The organism is Lentzea sp. NPDC058436 (assembly GCF_042721515.1).
In the GTDB taxonomy this organism is placed as follows: Bacteria; Actinomycetota; Actinomycetes; order Mycobacteriales; family Pseudonocardiaceae; genus Lentzea.
In genome coordinates this window covers 189,867-204,511 of record NZ_JBHXLF010000001.1, presented here as the reverse complement: position 1 = coordinate 204,511, position 14,645 = coordinate 189,867, and the positions used below count along the sequence as shown (strand labels likewise).

The 14,645-nt window shown below is 70.0% G+C and carries 16 protein-coding genes; 10 read left to right on the top strand and 6 right to left on the bottom strand.

What is annotated here, in order from left to right:
• Positions 1–48: 48 nt before the first annotated feature.
• Complete coding sequence (locus tag ACFWN2_RS00920) at positions 49–1,845, top strand: NAD(P)-binding domain-containing protein (protein ID WP_382424021.1); 1,797 nt, start codon at positions 49–51, stop codon at positions 1,843–1,845.
• Here ACFWN2_RS00920 and ACFWN2_RS00915 read toward each other — a convergent pair.
• The gene (locus ACFWN2_RS00915) at positions 1,838–3,094 is read right to left on the bottom strand and encodes an FAD-dependent monooxygenase (protein ID WP_382424020.1); all 1,257 of its coding nucleotides are present in this window, start codon (positions 3,092–3,094) and stop codon (positions 1,838–1,840) included. The two genes, ACFWN2_RS00920 and ACFWN2_RS00915, sit on opposite strands and share 8 nt — an antisense overlap.
• A 58-nt stretch (positions 3,095–3,152) precedes the next feature.
• On the opposite strand from ACFWN2_RS00915, the gene ACFWN2_RS00910 reads away from it, so the two are divergent.
• Complete coding sequence (locus ACFWN2_RS00910) at positions 3,153–3,722, top strand: TetR/AcrR family transcriptional regulator C-terminal domain-containing protein (RefSeq protein WP_382424019.1); 570 nt, start codon at positions 3,153–3,155, stop codon at positions 3,720–3,722.
• On the opposite strand, the gene ACFWN2_RS00905 is transcribed toward ACFWN2_RS00910, so the two are convergent.
• Complete coding sequence (locus ACFWN2_RS00905; protein ID WP_382424018.1) at positions 3,723–5,579, bottom strand: acyltransferase family protein; 1,857 nt, start codon at positions 5,577–5,579, stop codon at positions 3,723–3,725. It lies immediately after the preceding gene.
• Between the two features lie 199 nt (positions 5,580–5,778).
• On the opposite strand from ACFWN2_RS00905, the gene ACFWN2_RS00900 reads away from it, so the two are divergent.
• From ACFWN2_RS00900 to ACFWN2_RS00890, 3 genes are all read left to right on the top strand, one after another.
• Complete coding sequence (locus ACFWN2_RS00900; RefSeq protein ID WP_382424017.1) at positions 5,779–5,943, top strand: hypothetical protein; 165 nt, start codon at positions 5,779–5,781, stop codon at positions 5,941–5,943.
• 102 nt (positions 5,944–6,045) lie between these two features.
• Positions 6,046–6,552, top strand: coding sequence for a CBS domain-containing protein (locus ACFWN2_RS00895; protein ID WP_382424016.1), 507 nt, complete (start codon positions 6,046–6,048; stop codon positions 6,550–6,552).
• Positions 6,553–6,633: 81 nt separating this feature from the next.
• Positions 6,634–7,917 (top strand): SLC13 family permease, encoded by a 1,284-nt coding sequence (locus tag ACFWN2_RS00890; RefSeq protein WP_382424015.1) that lies wholly within the window; start codon positions 6,634–6,636, stop codon positions 7,915–7,917.
• Here the strand turns inward: ACFWN2_RS00890 and ACFWN2_RS00885 are convergent.
• The gene (locus ACFWN2_RS00885; RefSeq protein WP_382424014.1) at positions 7,893–9,116 is read right to left on the bottom strand and encodes an MFS transporter; all 1,224 of its coding nucleotides are present in this window, start codon (positions 9,114–9,116) and stop codon (positions 7,893–7,895) included. The genes ACFWN2_RS00890 and ACFWN2_RS00885 overlap by 25 nt on opposite strands.
• 67 nt (positions 9,117–9,183) lie before the next feature.
• The gene (locus ACFWN2_RS00880) at positions 9,184–10,155 is read right to left on the bottom strand and encodes a helix-turn-helix transcriptional regulator (protein WP_382424013.1); all 972 of its coding nucleotides are present in this window, start codon (positions 10,153–10,155) and stop codon (positions 9,184–9,186) included.
• A 92-nt stretch (positions 10,156–10,247) separates the two neighbouring features.
• Here ACFWN2_RS00880 and ACFWN2_RS00875 point away from each other — a divergent pair, with 92 nt between their 5' ends.
• Both ACFWN2_RS00875 and ACFWN2_RS00870 read left to right on the top strand, forming a co-directional pair.
• On the top strand, positions 10,248–10,643 hold the full coding sequence (locus ACFWN2_RS00875) for a RidA family protein (RefSeq protein ID WP_382425568.1): 396 nt from the start codon (positions 10,248–10,250) through the stop codon (positions 10,641–10,643).
• Positions 10,640–10,876: a hypothetical protein gene (locus ACFWN2_RS00870; protein WP_382424012.1), complete on the top strand. Its 237-nt coding sequence runs from the start codon at positions 10,640–10,642 to the stop codon at positions 10,874–10,876. Before ACFWN2_RS00875 ends, ACFWN2_RS00870 begins: the two co-directional genes overlap by 4 nt.
• Here ACFWN2_RS00870 and ACFWN2_RS00865 read toward each other — a convergent pair.
• Both ACFWN2_RS00865 and ACFWN2_RS00860 read right to left on the bottom strand, forming a co-directional pair.
• Positions 10,852–11,466: an ester cyclase gene (locus tag ACFWN2_RS00865; protein WP_382424011.1), complete on the bottom strand. Its 615-nt coding sequence runs from the start codon at positions 11,464–11,466 to the stop codon at positions 10,852–10,854. The two genes, ACFWN2_RS00870 and ACFWN2_RS00865, sit on opposite strands and share 25 nt — an antisense overlap.
• 82 nt (positions 11,467–11,548) lie before the next feature.
• Positions 11,549–12,346, bottom strand: coding sequence for a PaaX family transcriptional regulator C-terminal domain-containing protein (locus ACFWN2_RS00860; protein WP_382424010.1), 798 nt, complete (start codon positions 12,344–12,346; stop codon positions 11,549–11,551).
• Positions 12,347–12,437: 91 nt separating this feature from the next.
• Here ACFWN2_RS00860 and ACFWN2_RS00855 point away from each other — a divergent pair, with 91 nt between their 5' ends.
• Genes ACFWN2_RS00855 through ACFWN2_RS00845 form a run of 3 tightly spaced genes read left to right on the top strand, consistent with a single transcriptional unit; the run spans position 12,438 to position 14,643 of the window.
• On the top strand, positions 12,438–13,316 hold the full coding sequence (locus ACFWN2_RS00855; protein ID WP_382424009.1) for an SDR family oxidoreductase: 879 nt from the start codon (positions 12,438–12,440) through the stop codon (positions 13,314–13,316).
• A complete protein-coding gene (locus ACFWN2_RS00850; protein ID WP_382424008.1) occupies positions 13,313–14,188 on the top strand; it encodes an amidohydrolase family protein in 876 nt (291 codons plus the stop codon). The genes ACFWN2_RS00855 and ACFWN2_RS00850 overlap by 4 nt, the downstream gene beginning before the upstream one ends.
• Positions 14,185–14,643 (top strand): MaoC family dehydratase, encoded by a 459-nt coding sequence (locus ACFWN2_RS00845; RefSeq protein WP_382424007.1) that lies wholly within the window; start codon positions 14,185–14,187, stop codon positions 14,641–14,643. Before ACFWN2_RS00850 ends, ACFWN2_RS00845 begins: the two co-directional genes overlap by 4 nt.
• Positions 14,644–14,645 lie beyond the last annotated feature (2 nt).

Here is a 14,645-nt window from a genome sequence, read left to right as displayed (position 1 = left end):
CTGGAGCAAGGAGGTGAATGCAGGCAGGACGAGCGAGGAGGAGCCGCGATGACGCAGACCATGGATCGCACGGCGCAGGCGAGGGTCGACGCCTGGCTCGGGGAGTTCGAGGCGGCGCTCAAGGCTCGTGACGTCGACGCGGCCGCCGGGCTGTTCGCGACGGACAGCTACTGGCGCGATCTGGTCGCCTTCACCTGGAACATCAAGACCGTCGAGGGGCGGGACGGGGTCGCTGACCTGCTCAGCGCCTGTCTGGACGGCACCGATCCCGAGCACTTCCGCACCGCCGAGACGCCGGCCGAGGCCGACGGGGTCGTGGAGGCCTGGATCGAGTTCGACACGGCGGTGGGGCGGTGCCGCGGGCATCTGAGGCTCAACGACGAGGGTGCGTGGACGTTGCTCACGAGCCTGCACGAGCTGAAGGGGTTCGAGGAGCTCAAGAAGTACACGCGGCCCAAGGGCGTGCGGCACGGCGTGATCGAGGACCGCCGGTCGTGGGCAGAGGAACGTGAACGCGAGCAGGCGGAGCTCGGGTACGCGGAGCAGCCGTACGTGGTGGTGATCGGCGGTGGGCAGGGCGGTATCGCGCTGGGTGCGCGGCTGCGGCAGCTCGGGGTGCCCGCGCTGGTGCTGGAGCGCAACGACCGGCCCGGCGACTCGTGGCGCAAGCGGTACAAGAGCCTCTGCCTGCACGACCCGGTCTGGTACGACCACCTGCCGTACCTGCCGTTCCCGGACAACTGGCCGGTGTTCGCGCCCAAGGACAAGATCGCGGACTGGCTGGAGATGTACACGCGCGTGATGGAGGTGCCGTACTGGACCCGTTCGGAGGTCAAGGAGGCGACCTTCGACGGTGCACAGTGGACGGTCACGGTCGACCGCGACGGGGAGACCGTGACGCTGCACCCGAAGCAGCTCGTGTTCGCGACGGGCATGTCCGGCAAGGCGAACGTGCCGCGGTTCCCCGGCGCGGAGCTCTTCGAGGGCGACCAGCACCACTCCTCGCGGCACCCCGGACCGGAGGCCTACGCGGGACGCAGGGCCGTCGTGGTCGGCTCCAACAACTCCGCCCACGACATCTGCGCGGCGCTGTGGGAGCACGGCGCCGACGTCACGATGGTCCAGCGCTCGTCGACGCACATCGTGCGTTCGGACTCGTTGATGGACATAGCGCTGGGTGATCTCTACTCGGAACGGGCCGTGGCCGCCGGCGTCACCACCGACAAGGCGGACACGATCTTCGCCTCGCTGCCCTACCGGATCCTGCCGCAGTTCCAGATCCCGGTGTACCAGCGGATCAAGGAGCGCGACGCGGACTTCTACGAGCGGCTGGAGAAGGCGGGCTTCGACCTCGACTGGGGTGACGACGACTCCGGCCTGTTCCTCAAGTACCTGCGGCGCGGCTCCGGCTACTACATCGACGTGGGCGCCTCGGAACTGGTGGCGGACGGAAAGATCAAGCTGGTCCGCGGCCAGGTCGACCGCCTCACGAAGAACGCCGTCGTGCTCGCCGACGGCACCGAGCTGGAGGCCGACGTCGTCGTCTACGCCACCGGCTACGGCTCGATGAACGGCTGGGTCGCCGACCTCGCCGGGCAGGAGATGGCCGACCGGGTCGGCAAGTGCTGGGGCCTGGGCTCCGGCACGACCAAGGACCCCGGGCCGTGGGAGGGCGAGCAGCGCAACATGTGGAAACCGACCCAGCAGCCGGGGTTGTGGTTCCACGGCGGCAACCTGCACCAGTCGCGCTACTACTCGCTCTTCCTGGCGCTGCAGCTGAAAGCGCGGTTCGAGGGCCTGCCGACGCCGGTCTACGGACTGCAGGAGGTGCACCACCTCAGCTGACGGTGAGGTGCCCGTCCGGCCGCACGAGTCCCGGCCCGATCTTCACGTGACCGCCTCCGCGCAGCCGTGTGAAGAGCGTGTCGCCGTCGGGCAGCGGCTGGTCGGGCACCCTCCTGCCGGTCGTGTAGGCGACGTCGAGCCCGGAGAGCCGTTCGGCGAGCTCGCGCGACATGTCCGGCGCGGAGGCGATGAGCCCGCTCACGACCGCGCGCAACGCCTGGCCCTCGGCCGAGTAGGCCGTCATCAGCGCGGTCTGGGCCCTGGTGTGCCGCAGCAGATCCGCGCCGACCGGGTGGCGTTCGTCGTGGTAGGTGTCGAGCAACGAGTCGTCGGCTCGTCCGGCGACGACGGCGGCGAGCTTCCAGCCGAGGTTGTGCGCGTCCTGGATGCCGACGTTCATGCCGACACCACCGGTCGGGAAGTGCATGTGCGCGGCGTCGCCCGCGAGGAACACGGTGCCGGACCGGTAGGCGGAGGCCTGCCGGGTGGCGTTCCCGAAGCGCGACAACCACCTCGGGTCGCGCATCCCGAAGTCGGTGCCCGCGATGGCCTTCACCGTGCGGCGCAGCTCGTCGAGGGTCAGCTCACCCGGCCACTCCGGCCGGTTCGTGACGGGGTCGCCGCCCACGATCCGGTGCACGCCACCGGGCAGCGGCACGACCATCAGTCCGCCGTCCGGGCCGGTGACGCTCGCGAACCCCCGCTCGGGCGGGGAGTCCAGGACGACGTCGCCGAGCCAGCCCCACGTCGTGGCGTCCGTGCCGGGGAAGTCGATGCCCGCGGCCTCCCGGACAGTGCTGCGGGTGCCGTCGCAGCCGACGACGTACCGCCCTTCGACCACCTCGCCACCGGCCAGTTCCACACCGGCACCGGCCAGGCCGCTCACCCGGCACCCGCGCCTCACCACGGCGCCCAGTTGGACGGCGCGTTGCTCCAGCAGTTCTTCGGTGCGGGCCTGCGGCAGCGCCAGCGTGAACGGGTACGGCGTGTCCAGCACGGAGAAGTCCATGCGGTCGGACAGCCCGCCGAAGTGCCCGTTCGGGATGCGCAGGCCCTCCGCCAGGAACGGCTCCACCACGCCCCGGCAGTCGAGGATCTCGATCGTGCGGGGGTGGATGGTGAGCGCCTTGGAGTTCACGTCCCGTTCGAGCCGGGTCTCCAGGACCACGACCGAGGCCCCTCCGAGCCTCAGCTCCCCTGCCAGCCAGAGCCCGGTCGGCCCGGCGCCCACGATGACGACGTCGTGCATGACTCCCACTCTCCTTGGTCACTGACCAACACTCGATGCGGTCGAGTAGACTAGGTCAGTGACCAAGAGTCAAGCGGACGTGGTGCGGACCGCGCTGGAGATCCTCGATGAGCGCGGCGCCGAGGCGGTGTCGATGCGGGCCATCGCGGAGAAGCTCGGCGTGCGGATGAACACCGTGCTCTGGCACGTGAAGACCAAGGCACGGCTGGAAGAGCTGATGGCCGACGCGATCGTCGCCGGCGTCTCGCTCGACGGCCTGCCGGAGCACTGGCGCGACCGGGCCGCCGAGATCGTCCGCCGCTACCGGCTGGCCCTGCTCGCCCATCGCGACGGCGCCGCGGTGGTGGCGGGCACCTACGCCGCCGAACCGGCCACTTTGGACACCGCCGAGGCGCTGGTCGCCGCCCTGCTCGACGGCGGGCTCTCCGAGCGCGACGCGGCCTGGACCTGTTGGGGCGTCATCTACTTCGTGCTCGGCCTGGCGCAGGAGGAACAGGCGCTGCCCAACGGCTCGGCCGCGCTCGACGTGGGAGAACGGCCGGCACTGGGCCGCGTGCTGCCGTTCCTCGCCGAGGAGTCGTTCGACGAGCGGTTCGAGTTCGGCGTCACCAAGCTGCTCGGGACCTGATCACGTCCCCGTGACGGCGGCCAGCGCCTCCTCGACCACCTCGGACAACGAGCGCATGAACGTGGCGCTCACGTGGTTGTCGTCGAAGTTGACCAGCAGGTCGCCCTTCACCGGCGGGCACTGGTCCTCGGTGCAGAGCTCATCGCTGAAGTCGAGGAACGACACGTTGCCCGGCACTTCGAGGTGCGCGTAGGGCGGCACGGGCGAGAGCAGTTCGGACCTCGGCGCACCGCACCGGGCGGCCGGTCCGTGCACCTGCACGCAGTCGAGCACCGAGAAGCTGTAGCGGGGGTTGTCGCGCACCGCGACGACCGGGATCCCCTCGGCGTCGAGCTGGCGCCAGCGTTCGACGAACCCGGGCGGTGTCACCTCGGTCAGTCCGACTTGGACGTTGCGGGTCGCGAGGGTGAAGACGAAGTCCGGACGCAGGTCGATGATCTCCCTGGCGGCGCTCTCGTTCCACCGCACGCACGACTGGTCGTCGGGGTTCTTCTCCGACTTCGTGGAGAACGGGCAGGCGCCCCTGAGCATGGCGACCAGCTGCCAGTTCCGGCGTTCCGCGATCGGCGCGAAGGCGGCGAGGTACTGCTGGATGTGCGAGTCGCCGACGAGCACGACGCGCTTGGCCGGGGTGCCGTCGGCCGGGCCGTAGCAGACCTCCAGCTCCTGGTCGCGGGCCGACTTCTCGCAGCGCTGGCCGTCCAGTGCCGCGAAGTCCGTGGCGGCGACCTGCGCGGCCACCTCGCGCGGGCCCACCGGCTGCAGGAACGCCGTCGCCGCCAGCAACGGCACGAGCAGCACCGCGATGAGCGTGCGCGCCTTCCAGCGGGACTTGCGGACCGGTTCCTCGACGAGGTGGTGCGTGGCCGCCGCGAGCACGAGCGACGCGCCGATGATCGCCAGTCCGTCGAGCAGGCTCACCTCGCTGTGGCCGCCGATCACGAGCCACCCCACCAGCACGGGCCAGTGCCAGAGGTAGAGCGAGTAGCTGAGATCTCCCAGGTAGCGCGACGGCCGGGCGGCCAGCAGGCGGTCCGCGCCGAACCGGCTGCCGGTGGCTCCGGCGACGATCACCGCGGCGGCGCACGTCGTCGGCCACAGCGCGAGGAAGCCCGGGAACGCCGCGCCGACGTCCAGCACGACCCCGCAGACCAGGAGTCCCAGCAGACCGGCCCAGCCGAGGACCGTCCTCAGAGGACCGGAGAGATCGATGCGCGACACCACCAGCGCCAGCAGGCCGCCGAAGGCGAACTCCCAGATCCGCGTCGCCGTGTGGAAGTAGGCCAGCGGCTGGTCGACGGCCGTGAGCCACACCGAGAAGCCGAGCGACACGGCGAAAACGGCGAGCAGCACGCGTGAGAGCGAGCCGCGCAGCAGCGTCACCACCAGGACCAGCAACGGCCACAGCAGGTAGAACTGCCCCTGGATCGACAACGACCAGAAGTGCTGGACGAGGCTCGCGTGCTCGTGCTGCGCGTAGTAGTCGGTCGAGTCCGAGGCCAGCTGCCAGTTCTCCAGGAACAGCGCCGAGGCGACGATCTCGCGCACGGTCTGCGACCAGCGGTTCTCCGGCATCAGCACCGCCGCGGCGACCAGCGTGGCGCTGAGCACGACGACGGCGGCCGGCAGCAGGCGCTTGGCCATCCTGCTCCACGTCGCGCGCAGGTCGATCCGCCCGCGCCCGGTGGCGCGCACGAGCTGCCCCGTCACCAGGAACCCGGAGATCAGGAAGAAGACGTCGACGCCGCCGGACACCCGGCCCAGCCACACGTGGTAGACGACCACGAGCAGTGCGGCCACCGCGCGCAGACCCTGCAGTTCCGGCCGATAGGTCCGCTCCGGGGACGGCGCGCGCACCGCCGCACTGTGATCACTGCCCAACACGCCTGCGAGGCTGGCCGCAAACGGCCCTGGCGTACATCCGTGGCAACACCCAAATCCGCCCCGCACCACCCCTCCTGACGGCGGGAGGTTGAGTGCCCGGACGGATCGCCTGAACAGCATGAACCGGGCATCGTGGACGGCACAACCCCTCCGACCGCCGCTGGGAGGCGCCATGGTCCACATCGACCACACCACCCGCACTCGACGGCCGCTGCCCTGGGTCCTGCTCGGGGTCGCACTGGCCCTGCTGATCGCCGGAATCACCGCGCCGCACGCGCTTCTCGTCGCCGCCGGCCTGATCGTGGCCGGCCTGGTCGGCCTGAACCGCAAGCCCTGACTACATGTCCGCAACGTCCGAAATGGGTGTTGAACCCGATAGTTCCGGACGGCCGTCCCGCCAAGACTGTGACCACGACCTGGCTGGAGACGGGAGGCGACCATGTCCACAGCGGGACAACTGGCCGGACGCACCGAACGGGCTGATGCCATGCAGGCACGCGACATCGCCATCAACGTTCCGACCGTGACGGTCGGCGACCCGATCACCAAGGCGGTGCGGGTGATGGCGGTCAACCGGTTGCCGGGCCTGATCGTCGTGGACGATCGCGGCCGGCCGTGGACGGTGCTGCCGGGCACGCAGGTGCTGCGGCTCGCGGTTCCCCAGTCCTACCAGGAGGATCCGGCGCTCGCCCGCGTCGTGGACGAGGGCTCCGCCGACCTGTTCTGGATGGAGCTGAGCGACCGCACCGTCGGCGACGTGGCGCCGAACCACCGTGCCAAACCCGCGACCGTGCGCGCCGACGCGACGCTGCTGGAGGTGGCCGCCCTGATGGCTCGCCAGCACAGTCCGCTCGTCGCCGTGGTCGACGAGGCGGGAGCGCTCGTCGGCGCGATCACCCTCGACCGCCTCATCACCTCGCTCGCCGTCTACAGCGGCGAGGACTGAGCCCACCGGACCATCTGTCCCCCGTCACCGCCGGCGTGCTGAACTCGCGCCGGCGGTGACAGCCATCGGGTTGGGAGATCCGTGAGCGCCGCACTCGCCCTGACGATCTTCCTCGTCGCGTTCTTCTTCATCGCCACCGAGAAGGCGAACAAGGTCAAGGTCGTTCTCGTGGCCGCCGGGCTGATGGCCGTGTTCGGCCTGGTCCCGGGCTCGGAGGTGTTCTTCTCCGAACACTCGGGCATCGACTGGAACGTCATCTTCCTGCTGTTCGGCATGATGATCATCGTCGGGATCGTCAAGCAGACCGGCGTGTTCGACTACCTCGCGATCTGGGCCGCCAAGAAGGCCCGCGGCCGTCCGTACCGGCTGATGGTGATGCTGATGGGCATCACCGCGATCGCGTCGCCGTTCCTGGACAACGTCACCACGATCATGCTCGTCGCACCCGTGACCATCGTGGTGTGCAACCGGCTGAAGATCGCCGCTCAGCCCTACCTCATCGCCGAGGTGCTGGCGTCCAACATCGGTGGCGCCGCGACGTTGATCGGTGATCCGCCGAACATCATCATCGGCAGCCGGGCCGGGCTCACGTTCATGGACTTCATCGTCCACATGGCACCGATCGTCGCCGTCGTGTTCGTGGTCTTCGTGCTGCTCACGAAAGTCCTGTTCCGCAAGTCGTTCCAGTACAACGCCGAGCACGTCGAAGCCGTGATGTCGTTGCAGGAACGGCGGGCGATCACCGACGTCGCGATGCTGCGGCGCTGCCTGATCGTCTTCACCGGTGTGGTGATCGGGTTCGGCCTGCACTCCGTGCTGCACCTGGACCCCGCGATCGTCGCGCTGGTCGGCGCGGGCGTGATGCTGCTCGTCACGCGGGCCGACGTGAACGACGTGCTCGCCGAGGTCGAGTGGCCGACGCTCACGTTCTTCATGGGTCTGTTCGTGATGGTCGCGGGACTCGTGCACACCGGAGTCATCGAGACCGTCGGCACCTGGGCGGTCACGGCGTTCGGCGACAACTACTTCGCCGCGGCCACCGCGTTGTTGTTCGGTTCCAGCGTACTGGGCGCGTTCTTCGACAACATCCCGTACGTCGCCACGATGACCCCGGTCGTCGAGGGCATGGTCGCGGAGATCCCCGACGCCGCGACCGGTCAGTCGCTGTGGTGGGCGTTCGCCCTCGGCGCCGACTTCGGCGGCAACGGCACTGCGGTAGCCGCCAGCGCCAACGTCGTCGCGCTCGGCATCGCGGCCCGCGCGGGGCACCGGATCAGCTTCTGGCAGTTCACCCGCTACGGCATCGTCGTCACGCTCGTGAGCACCGCCATGGCGTGGGTCTACGTCTGGCTGCGGTACTTCTGACGCCGCAGCACGGGCGACACCCACGCCGCCACGACACCGATCAGCAACACCGCCAGGCCGCCGGCGAGCCCCGCTCGTGGATCACCCGCGGCGACCGACAGGACACCGGCCAGCCCCGCACCCAGGGGCTGGCCGAGACCCCAGGCGACCATCCGCGCCGTCGTGTTGACCCGCGACTGCAACTCCTCCGGGCAGACCTGCTGCCGGTAGGTGATGCCGTTGATCACCACGATCGCCCCGGTGACACCCCACAGCGTCGCCGTCGCGCACAGCACGATCCAGTGTCCGCTGACGAGCACGAGAACCCCGCAGAGCAACGACAACGGGAGCGCCGCGAGCGACACCTTCGCGTTGCCCCAGCGCTGGGTGACCTTCGGGAACAACCGGGACGCGACGACAGCACCCACACCCCAGCAGCTGAACAGCACGGCCAGCCGCGCGTCCCCCTTCGGCGCCACCCCGAGGACCTTGTCGGCGAACGGCACGAGCACCGCCATCCACGCGCCGCTCGCGACGGAGTGCGTGGCACCGACGAGGGTGAGGATCCGGATGACCGGTTCGCGCCAGAGGAACCGCAGTCCCTCCTTCACGTCCTGGGCCAGCTCACCCGCGCCGCGCACCGGCCGTGGAGTGCTCAGGCTGCTGGTGATGGCCCGCAACAACAACGCCGATCCCACCGCCGTCAGCGCGTTCACCGCCAGCAGCGCCGCCGGCGCGACGATCGCCACGAGCAGCCCCGTCAGGCCGGGCACGACGAGCTCCACGACTGTGGTGCGCCCGAACAGGGTCGAGTAGGCCGCGGTGATCTTCTCCTTGCCCACCAACGTCGGCAGCGCGCCGAAGTTCGCCGCGTCGAAGAACACGAACGCAGTCTGCGTCGTGAACGCCACCACCACGACGTGCGGCGCCGTCAGCCCGCCGAACAGCCACGCCAGCGGCACGCTGAGCAGCACGGCGGCGACCGCGAAGTCCATCGCGACCATCAGCCGGCGGCGGTCCAGGCGGTCGGCGAGGGCACCGGCCAGCAGCCCGAACACCAGGTACGGCAACGCTTCCGCCGCCGTGACGGCCGACGTCCAGCCCGCGGACCCGGTCAGCTGGTAGACGAGGACGGGCAACGCCACCGCGGACACGACGGCGCCGGTGACCGACAGCACGCGTGCGTTCAGGTAACGGCCGAAGTCGCGATCGGTGCCCACTGTCAGTGCCCCTCATCGTGATCGGTGCCCACTGTTCGTTCCCCCTCGCCGCGATCGGTGCCCACTGCTACTCCCCCTCGCCGTACCTGGCGGCGATCGCCACCGCCCGTTCCCTCACGGCGGCGCGCAACCACCGCGGCTCCAGCACCTCCGCCGACGTCGACAACCCCCACACCGCCCACTCCGCGTGCCGCGCGTCCTGGAAGGCGACCTCCATCCGCGCCCAGTCGCCGTCGGGTTCCTCGGCGAGCACGGCCACGGCCGTCCCCACCAGTTCCTCCCGCCGCGCCGGGTGCAGCCGCAGCACCACGGCGACCTGGTCCGCACCGGCGCGGAACCGCGTGCCGCGCTCCCGCCAGGCCCGGTCGAGGTCGACCCGCTCTGGCCGCTCCGCCGGTTCGTCCAGCTCCTCGGCGGCCAGGATCCGCGACAGCCGGTACGTGCGGTCCTCCCCCGCCCTCGTCGCCAGCAGATAACCCTGCTCCCGCACGGTGACCAGCCCGATCGGGTCGACCGTGCGCCACTCGGCCGTGCTCCCCGAGGCCTCGTAGTGGATCCGCAGCCGGTGCCCCGCGAACACCGCGCGCCGGACCTCCGCCACCACCTCGTCCGGCAGCTCCTCCTCGACGGACCTGCGGGCGAGCAGATCGGTCTCCGGGTCGATCAGCAACCGCTCCGCCGCACCGGCCGCCGTCCGCCGGTAGCTCTCGGGCAGCGCGTCGACGACCTTCAACATCGCCGAGGCGAGCGCCGAGCCGAGACCGAACACCTGCGCGCCACGGCGTGAGCCAGCGACCAGCAGGGCGAGCGCCTCGTCGTGGTTCAGCCCGGTCAGCTCGGTGCGGAAACCGGGCAGCAGCGCGAAACCGCCGTGCCGGCCGCGTTCGGCGTAGACCGGGACACCGGCCGCGGACAACGCCTCGATGTCACGCAACACCGTCCGGGTGGAGACCTCCAGCTCGCGGGCGAGCGCGGTGGCCGAGAGCCGTCCGTGCCGCCGCAGCAACAGGACCAGCGAGACCAACCGGTCGGCACGCATGCGAAAACCCTACGGGAATACACGACACAGGATGTCGTGTATCGGTTGCGAGCCTGATCAGCGACAAACCGGAGATTGGAGCTGTTGTGGCAGTGGAACGTACGCCCGTGAACCCCTGGGCGTGGTCGGCGGAACTGGGCTACCACCAGGGTGAGGTCGTCACCGGGCAGACCCGGACGCTGTACCTCGCCGGGCAGACCTCGATGAACGCCGACGGCAAGCCCGAGCACGCCGGCGACATGGCGGCGCAGCTCGCGCTGAGCCTCGACAACCTGGAGGCCGTACTCGCCGAGGCGGGGATGACGCTCGCGAACCTGGTGCGGCTCAACGTCTACACGACGGACGTCGACCTGCTCTTCGCACACTACGGGGTGCTCGCGGCACGGCTCGGCCAGGCGCGGGTCGCACCGCCGACGACGATGCTGGGGGTCACCAGGCTGGCGCTCGCGGACCTGGTGGTCGAGCTCGAAGGGACGGCCGTGGCGTGACGCGCGGGGTGGTGACGATCGGCGTGCACGGCTTCGACGAGAAGTCGTTCCTGCAGGCACTGCACGACGGGCTGCAGGCGGCGTTCGCCGGAGCCGGGATCGCCTACGTGCACCACCCCGAACTCGCGCCGCCGAGTACGTCCAGCCGCTACGCGGAAGAGATCCGCGCAGCGGCTGGACGTCCCGGTCACGCACCTGCTGCCGTGACTCAGCCGAGGCCGATCTGCTGGTAGAAGGTCTGGTTGTCCCAGAAGAGGAACTCCTCGTCCATCGAGCCGCGCCGGTTCCACACCCCGATGGTCGCCATGTTGATCGCGTACTTCAGGCCCGTCGGCGCGATGACGCCGCCCTTGCCGTCGGGCATCGGTCGCGTGAAGGTGCCCTGCATGACGCCCGCGACCGCGGTCAGGCCGCCGTTCGCGACGCGCAGGTAGTGCGACTCGATGCGGGTGTCCGGTGCCCACGCGAAGAGCGCCTTGAGGTCGTCGACGTGCCTGTCGATGCCGTCGGTGTAGTGGCCGTCGGGCCAGTGCACGCGGATGTTGCGGGCGTGGCTCTCCCCCAGCCGCGCCCACTTCTGATGGCTGAAGACGTCGAAGTCGAGCTCGTCGAACGTGCGGAGGTTCTCCCGTTCGTCCCTGTTCAGGTCCTTGGCGAACGGCGGGTTCGGCACCGGCGTCGTGGCCGGGTCCGGCAGCGGGGCCCACGGCGAGTACCCGGCGGGAGCGGCGGCCTCGGCCACGCCTCCGTTGACGGCGGCCAGCGCCATCGCGCCGAACGCGGCCGTGCTGCCGTGGGTGATGAGCGAACGACGGTTGAGCATCTCGTGCACCTTCCACTCGGTGTGTGCACGAGAGCTTTGCACTAACTTTTCGTTAGCGCTATACGCAAGTTGGCGCTGTGATCTAGATAGCATTCACCTCGATCGACTCGATGGCGGCGGCCGCGAGCGGGGTGGCGGTCTCCACGTAGCGCGTGGCCAGGGACTGGAACACGTGCTCGGCCTCGATCGCGGGCCAGTCGCGGTCCAGCAGCTCGGCAGGCAGGTGCGGGTCCTGGCGCACGAGGTCGAGCCAGTCGGCGTGCAGCAGCAACTGGCGGGCCAGGTCGTCGGGCAACGAGTCGTCCGGTTCGCGCCAGCGCGCCAGGAAGTCCTGGTAGCGCGCGGCGATGGCGGCCGTGTCGAACGCGCGGCGCGCCAGGTCCGCCGCCTCGGTCGGCTTCGCGTGCTGCGCGGTGAAGACCGTGACGTTGCCGGCCAGGCCGAGGCTCTCGACCATCTCGGTGACGTCGCGGGTGCCGGGCGCGATCCACAGCCCGTTCTGCACCGGGCCGAAGCCCGCCCACTGCAGCTGCGAGCGCAGGTCGTGCCGTTCGCCGCGACGGCCCTCCGGAAGAGAGAAGCCCACCAGGGTCCACGTGCCGTCCCAGTCCCTGTTCACCGCGCCGCGCTGCCAGATGCGGCGTTCACCGTCGCGCAGCACGTCCGTCGCGCGCGGCGTGAGTCCGAAGTAGACCTTGCGGCCGTTGCGGTGCTTGGTGAGCAGCCCTCGCGAGGTCATGCGGGTCAGCGTCGAGCGCACCGCCTCCTCGGACACGTCCACGCGCCCGAACACGTCGATCACGCTGCCCGAGTAGACCGCGATGCCGCGGTCGAACACGTACAGGCCCAGGAAGTTGAGCAGCAAGGACTGGGGTGTCACCGGCACCACGATACATGTTGGGCAACATCTAGACGAGCGTCATCAATGTGCCCTACTTTTGGTGTCGTTCCCCACCGAGAGGACTCGCCTGATGGAGCTGTCGGGAAAGGTCGCGATCGTCACCGGCGCCGGTCGCGGGCTGGGCAGGGCCTACGCGGAAGCATTGGCGCGCAACGGGGCCAGGGTCGTCGTCAACGACGTGGACGACTCCGCCGAGGAGGTCGCGGCGGGCATCGGCGGCCGTGCGGTGATCGCCCCGGTCGGCTCCGGCGAGACCGCCGACCTGCTGGTTCAGGCCGCGGTCGAGGAGTTCGGGCGGCTCGACGTGCTGGTCACCAACGCGGGCATCCTGCGCGACCGCGTGCTGTGGAAGATGAGCGACGACGAGTTCGACTCCGTGATCAACGTCCACCTGCGCGGCACGTTCACCTGCGCCCGCGCGGCGGCGGTCCGGCTGCGGGAGCAGGGAACGGGCGGCAGCCTCGTGCTGGTCTCGTCCCCCGCTGGGCAGCGCGGCAACTTCGGGCAGACCAACTACTCCGCCGCCAAGGCTGGGATCGCCGCCATGGCGCGGACCTGGGCGTTGGAACTCGCCAAGTCCGACATCGCTGTCAACGCGGTCGTCCCGGTCGCCGCCACCGAGATGACCAGAACGATCCCGGCCTTCGCGCCGTTGATCGAGGAGTCCGAACGGACCGGCGCGCCGCTGCCGTCGTGGGTCCGGCACGACGAGGGCCTCGGCACGGTCGAGGACGTCGCCGAACTGATCGTCTACCTAGCGTCGGACGCGGCGAAAGGCGTGACAGGACAGGCGATCGGCATCGGTGGCGACCGGCTCGCGCTCTGGTCGCACCCCGCCGAGAAGCAGGTCCGGTTCGCGGAGGGCGGGTGGAAGGCCGCCCAGATCGCCGAGCGGTTCGCCGAGTTCGAGCCCGAGACCTACGGCATTCCACAGCCGGTGGCGCCGTGAACGTCGACGAACTGGTGGCGATCGACGTCCACACGCACGCCGAGATCTCGCGCGACGGCCACAGTTCGCTGAGCCCGGCGTTGATCGAGGCCTCCGCCAAGTACTTCAAGGCCGCCCACCGCCAGCCGACGATCGCCGAGACCGCTGCCCTCTACCGCGAGCGGAAGATGGCCGCGGTGATCTTCACAGTCGACGCGGAGCACGCCACCGGCCACCCCCGCATCTCCAACGAGGAGGTGGCCGCGTCCTGCGCCGAGCACGCCGACGTGCTGATCCCGTTCGCGAGCGTCGACCCGTGGAAGGGCCGCACCGCGGTCCGCGAGGCGCGCAGGCTCGTCGAGGAGCACGGCGTGCGCGGCTTCAAGTTCCACCCGAGCCTGCAGGACTTCTCCCCGAACGACCGGATGGCCTACCCGCTGTACGAGGTGATCGAGGAGCTCGGCGTCCCCGCGCTCTTCCACAGTGGACAGACCGGGATCGGCGCCGGCGTGCCCGGTGGCGGTGGGATCAGGCTCAAGCACTCCAACCCGATGCTCGTCGACGACGTCGCCGTCGACTTCCCGCATCTGAAGATCGTGCTCGCCCACCCGTCGTTCCCGTGGCAGGACGAGGCGCTCGCGGTCGCCACGCACAAACCGTTCGTGCACATCGACCTGTCCGGCTGGTCGCCGAAGTACTTCCCGCCGAACCTCGTCCGCTACGCCAACACGTTGTTGCAGGACAAGGTGCTGTTCGGCTCGGACCACCCGGTGATCACCCCGGACCGCTGGCTGGCGGACTTCGCGAAGCTCGACATCTCCGACGACGTCCGCCCCAAGATCCTCAAGCACAACGCCGCACGTCTGCTCGGACTCGTGAAGGAGGACGCGTGACCATCTCCGTCCAAGGACTCCCCGAACTCAAGGCCCTGGCGGGCGAGAGCCTCGGCCACACCGACTGGCTGCAGATCGACCAGGGCCGCGTCGACACCTTCGCCTCCGCCACCGACGACCACCAGTGGATCCACGTCGACCCCGAACGCGCCGCCTCCGGGCCGTTCGGCGGCACGATCGCCCACGGCTACCTCACGCTCGCGCTGCTCATCCCGCTGATGACCGAACTGCTGGAGGTCTCCGGCGTGCGGATGAGCCTCAACTACGGGCTGGACAAGGTCCGGTTCCCCGCTCCCGTACCGGTCGGCGCCAAGATCCGGCTGCTCGGGAGCGTCGCGTCCGTCGAGGACGTGCCGGGCGACGGCGTCCAGCTCACCGTCGACTTCACCGTCGAGATCGAGGGCTCCGCGAAGCCCGCTTGCGTCGCACGTGCCGTCTACCGCCACTACGCGTGAGG

Excerpts from the sequence above, each read along its gene's own strand:
- ACFWN2_RS00920 (WP_382424021.1), top strand. The coding sequence starts at position 49 with ATGACGCAGACCATGGATCGCACGGCGCAGGCGAGGGTCGACGCCTGG.
- ACFWN2_RS00915 (WP_382424020.1), bottom strand. The coding sequence starts at position 3,094 with ATGCACGACGTCGTCATCGTGGGCGCCGGGCCGACCGGGCTCTGGCTG.
- ACFWN2_RS00900 (WP_382424017.1), top strand. The coding sequence starts at position 5,779 with ATGGTCCACATCGACCACACCACCCGCACTCGACGGCCGCTGCCCTGG.
- ACFWN2_RS00895 (WP_382424016.1), top strand. The coding sequence starts at position 6,046 with ATGTCCACAGCGGGACAACTGGCCGGACGCACCGAACGGGCTGATGCC.
- ACFWN2_RS00880 (WP_382424013.1), bottom strand. The coding sequence starts at position 10,155 with ATGCGTGCCGACCGGTTGGTCTCGCTGGTCCTGTTGCTGCGGCGGCAC.
- ACFWN2_RS00865 (WP_382424011.1), bottom strand. The coding sequence starts at position 11,466 with ATGCTCAACCGTCGTTCGCTCATCACCCACGGCAGCACGGCCGCGTTC.
- ACFWN2_RS00855 (WP_382424009.1), top strand. The coding sequence starts at position 12,438 with ATGGAGCTGTCGGGAAAGGTCGCGATCGTCACCGGCGCCGGTCGCGGG.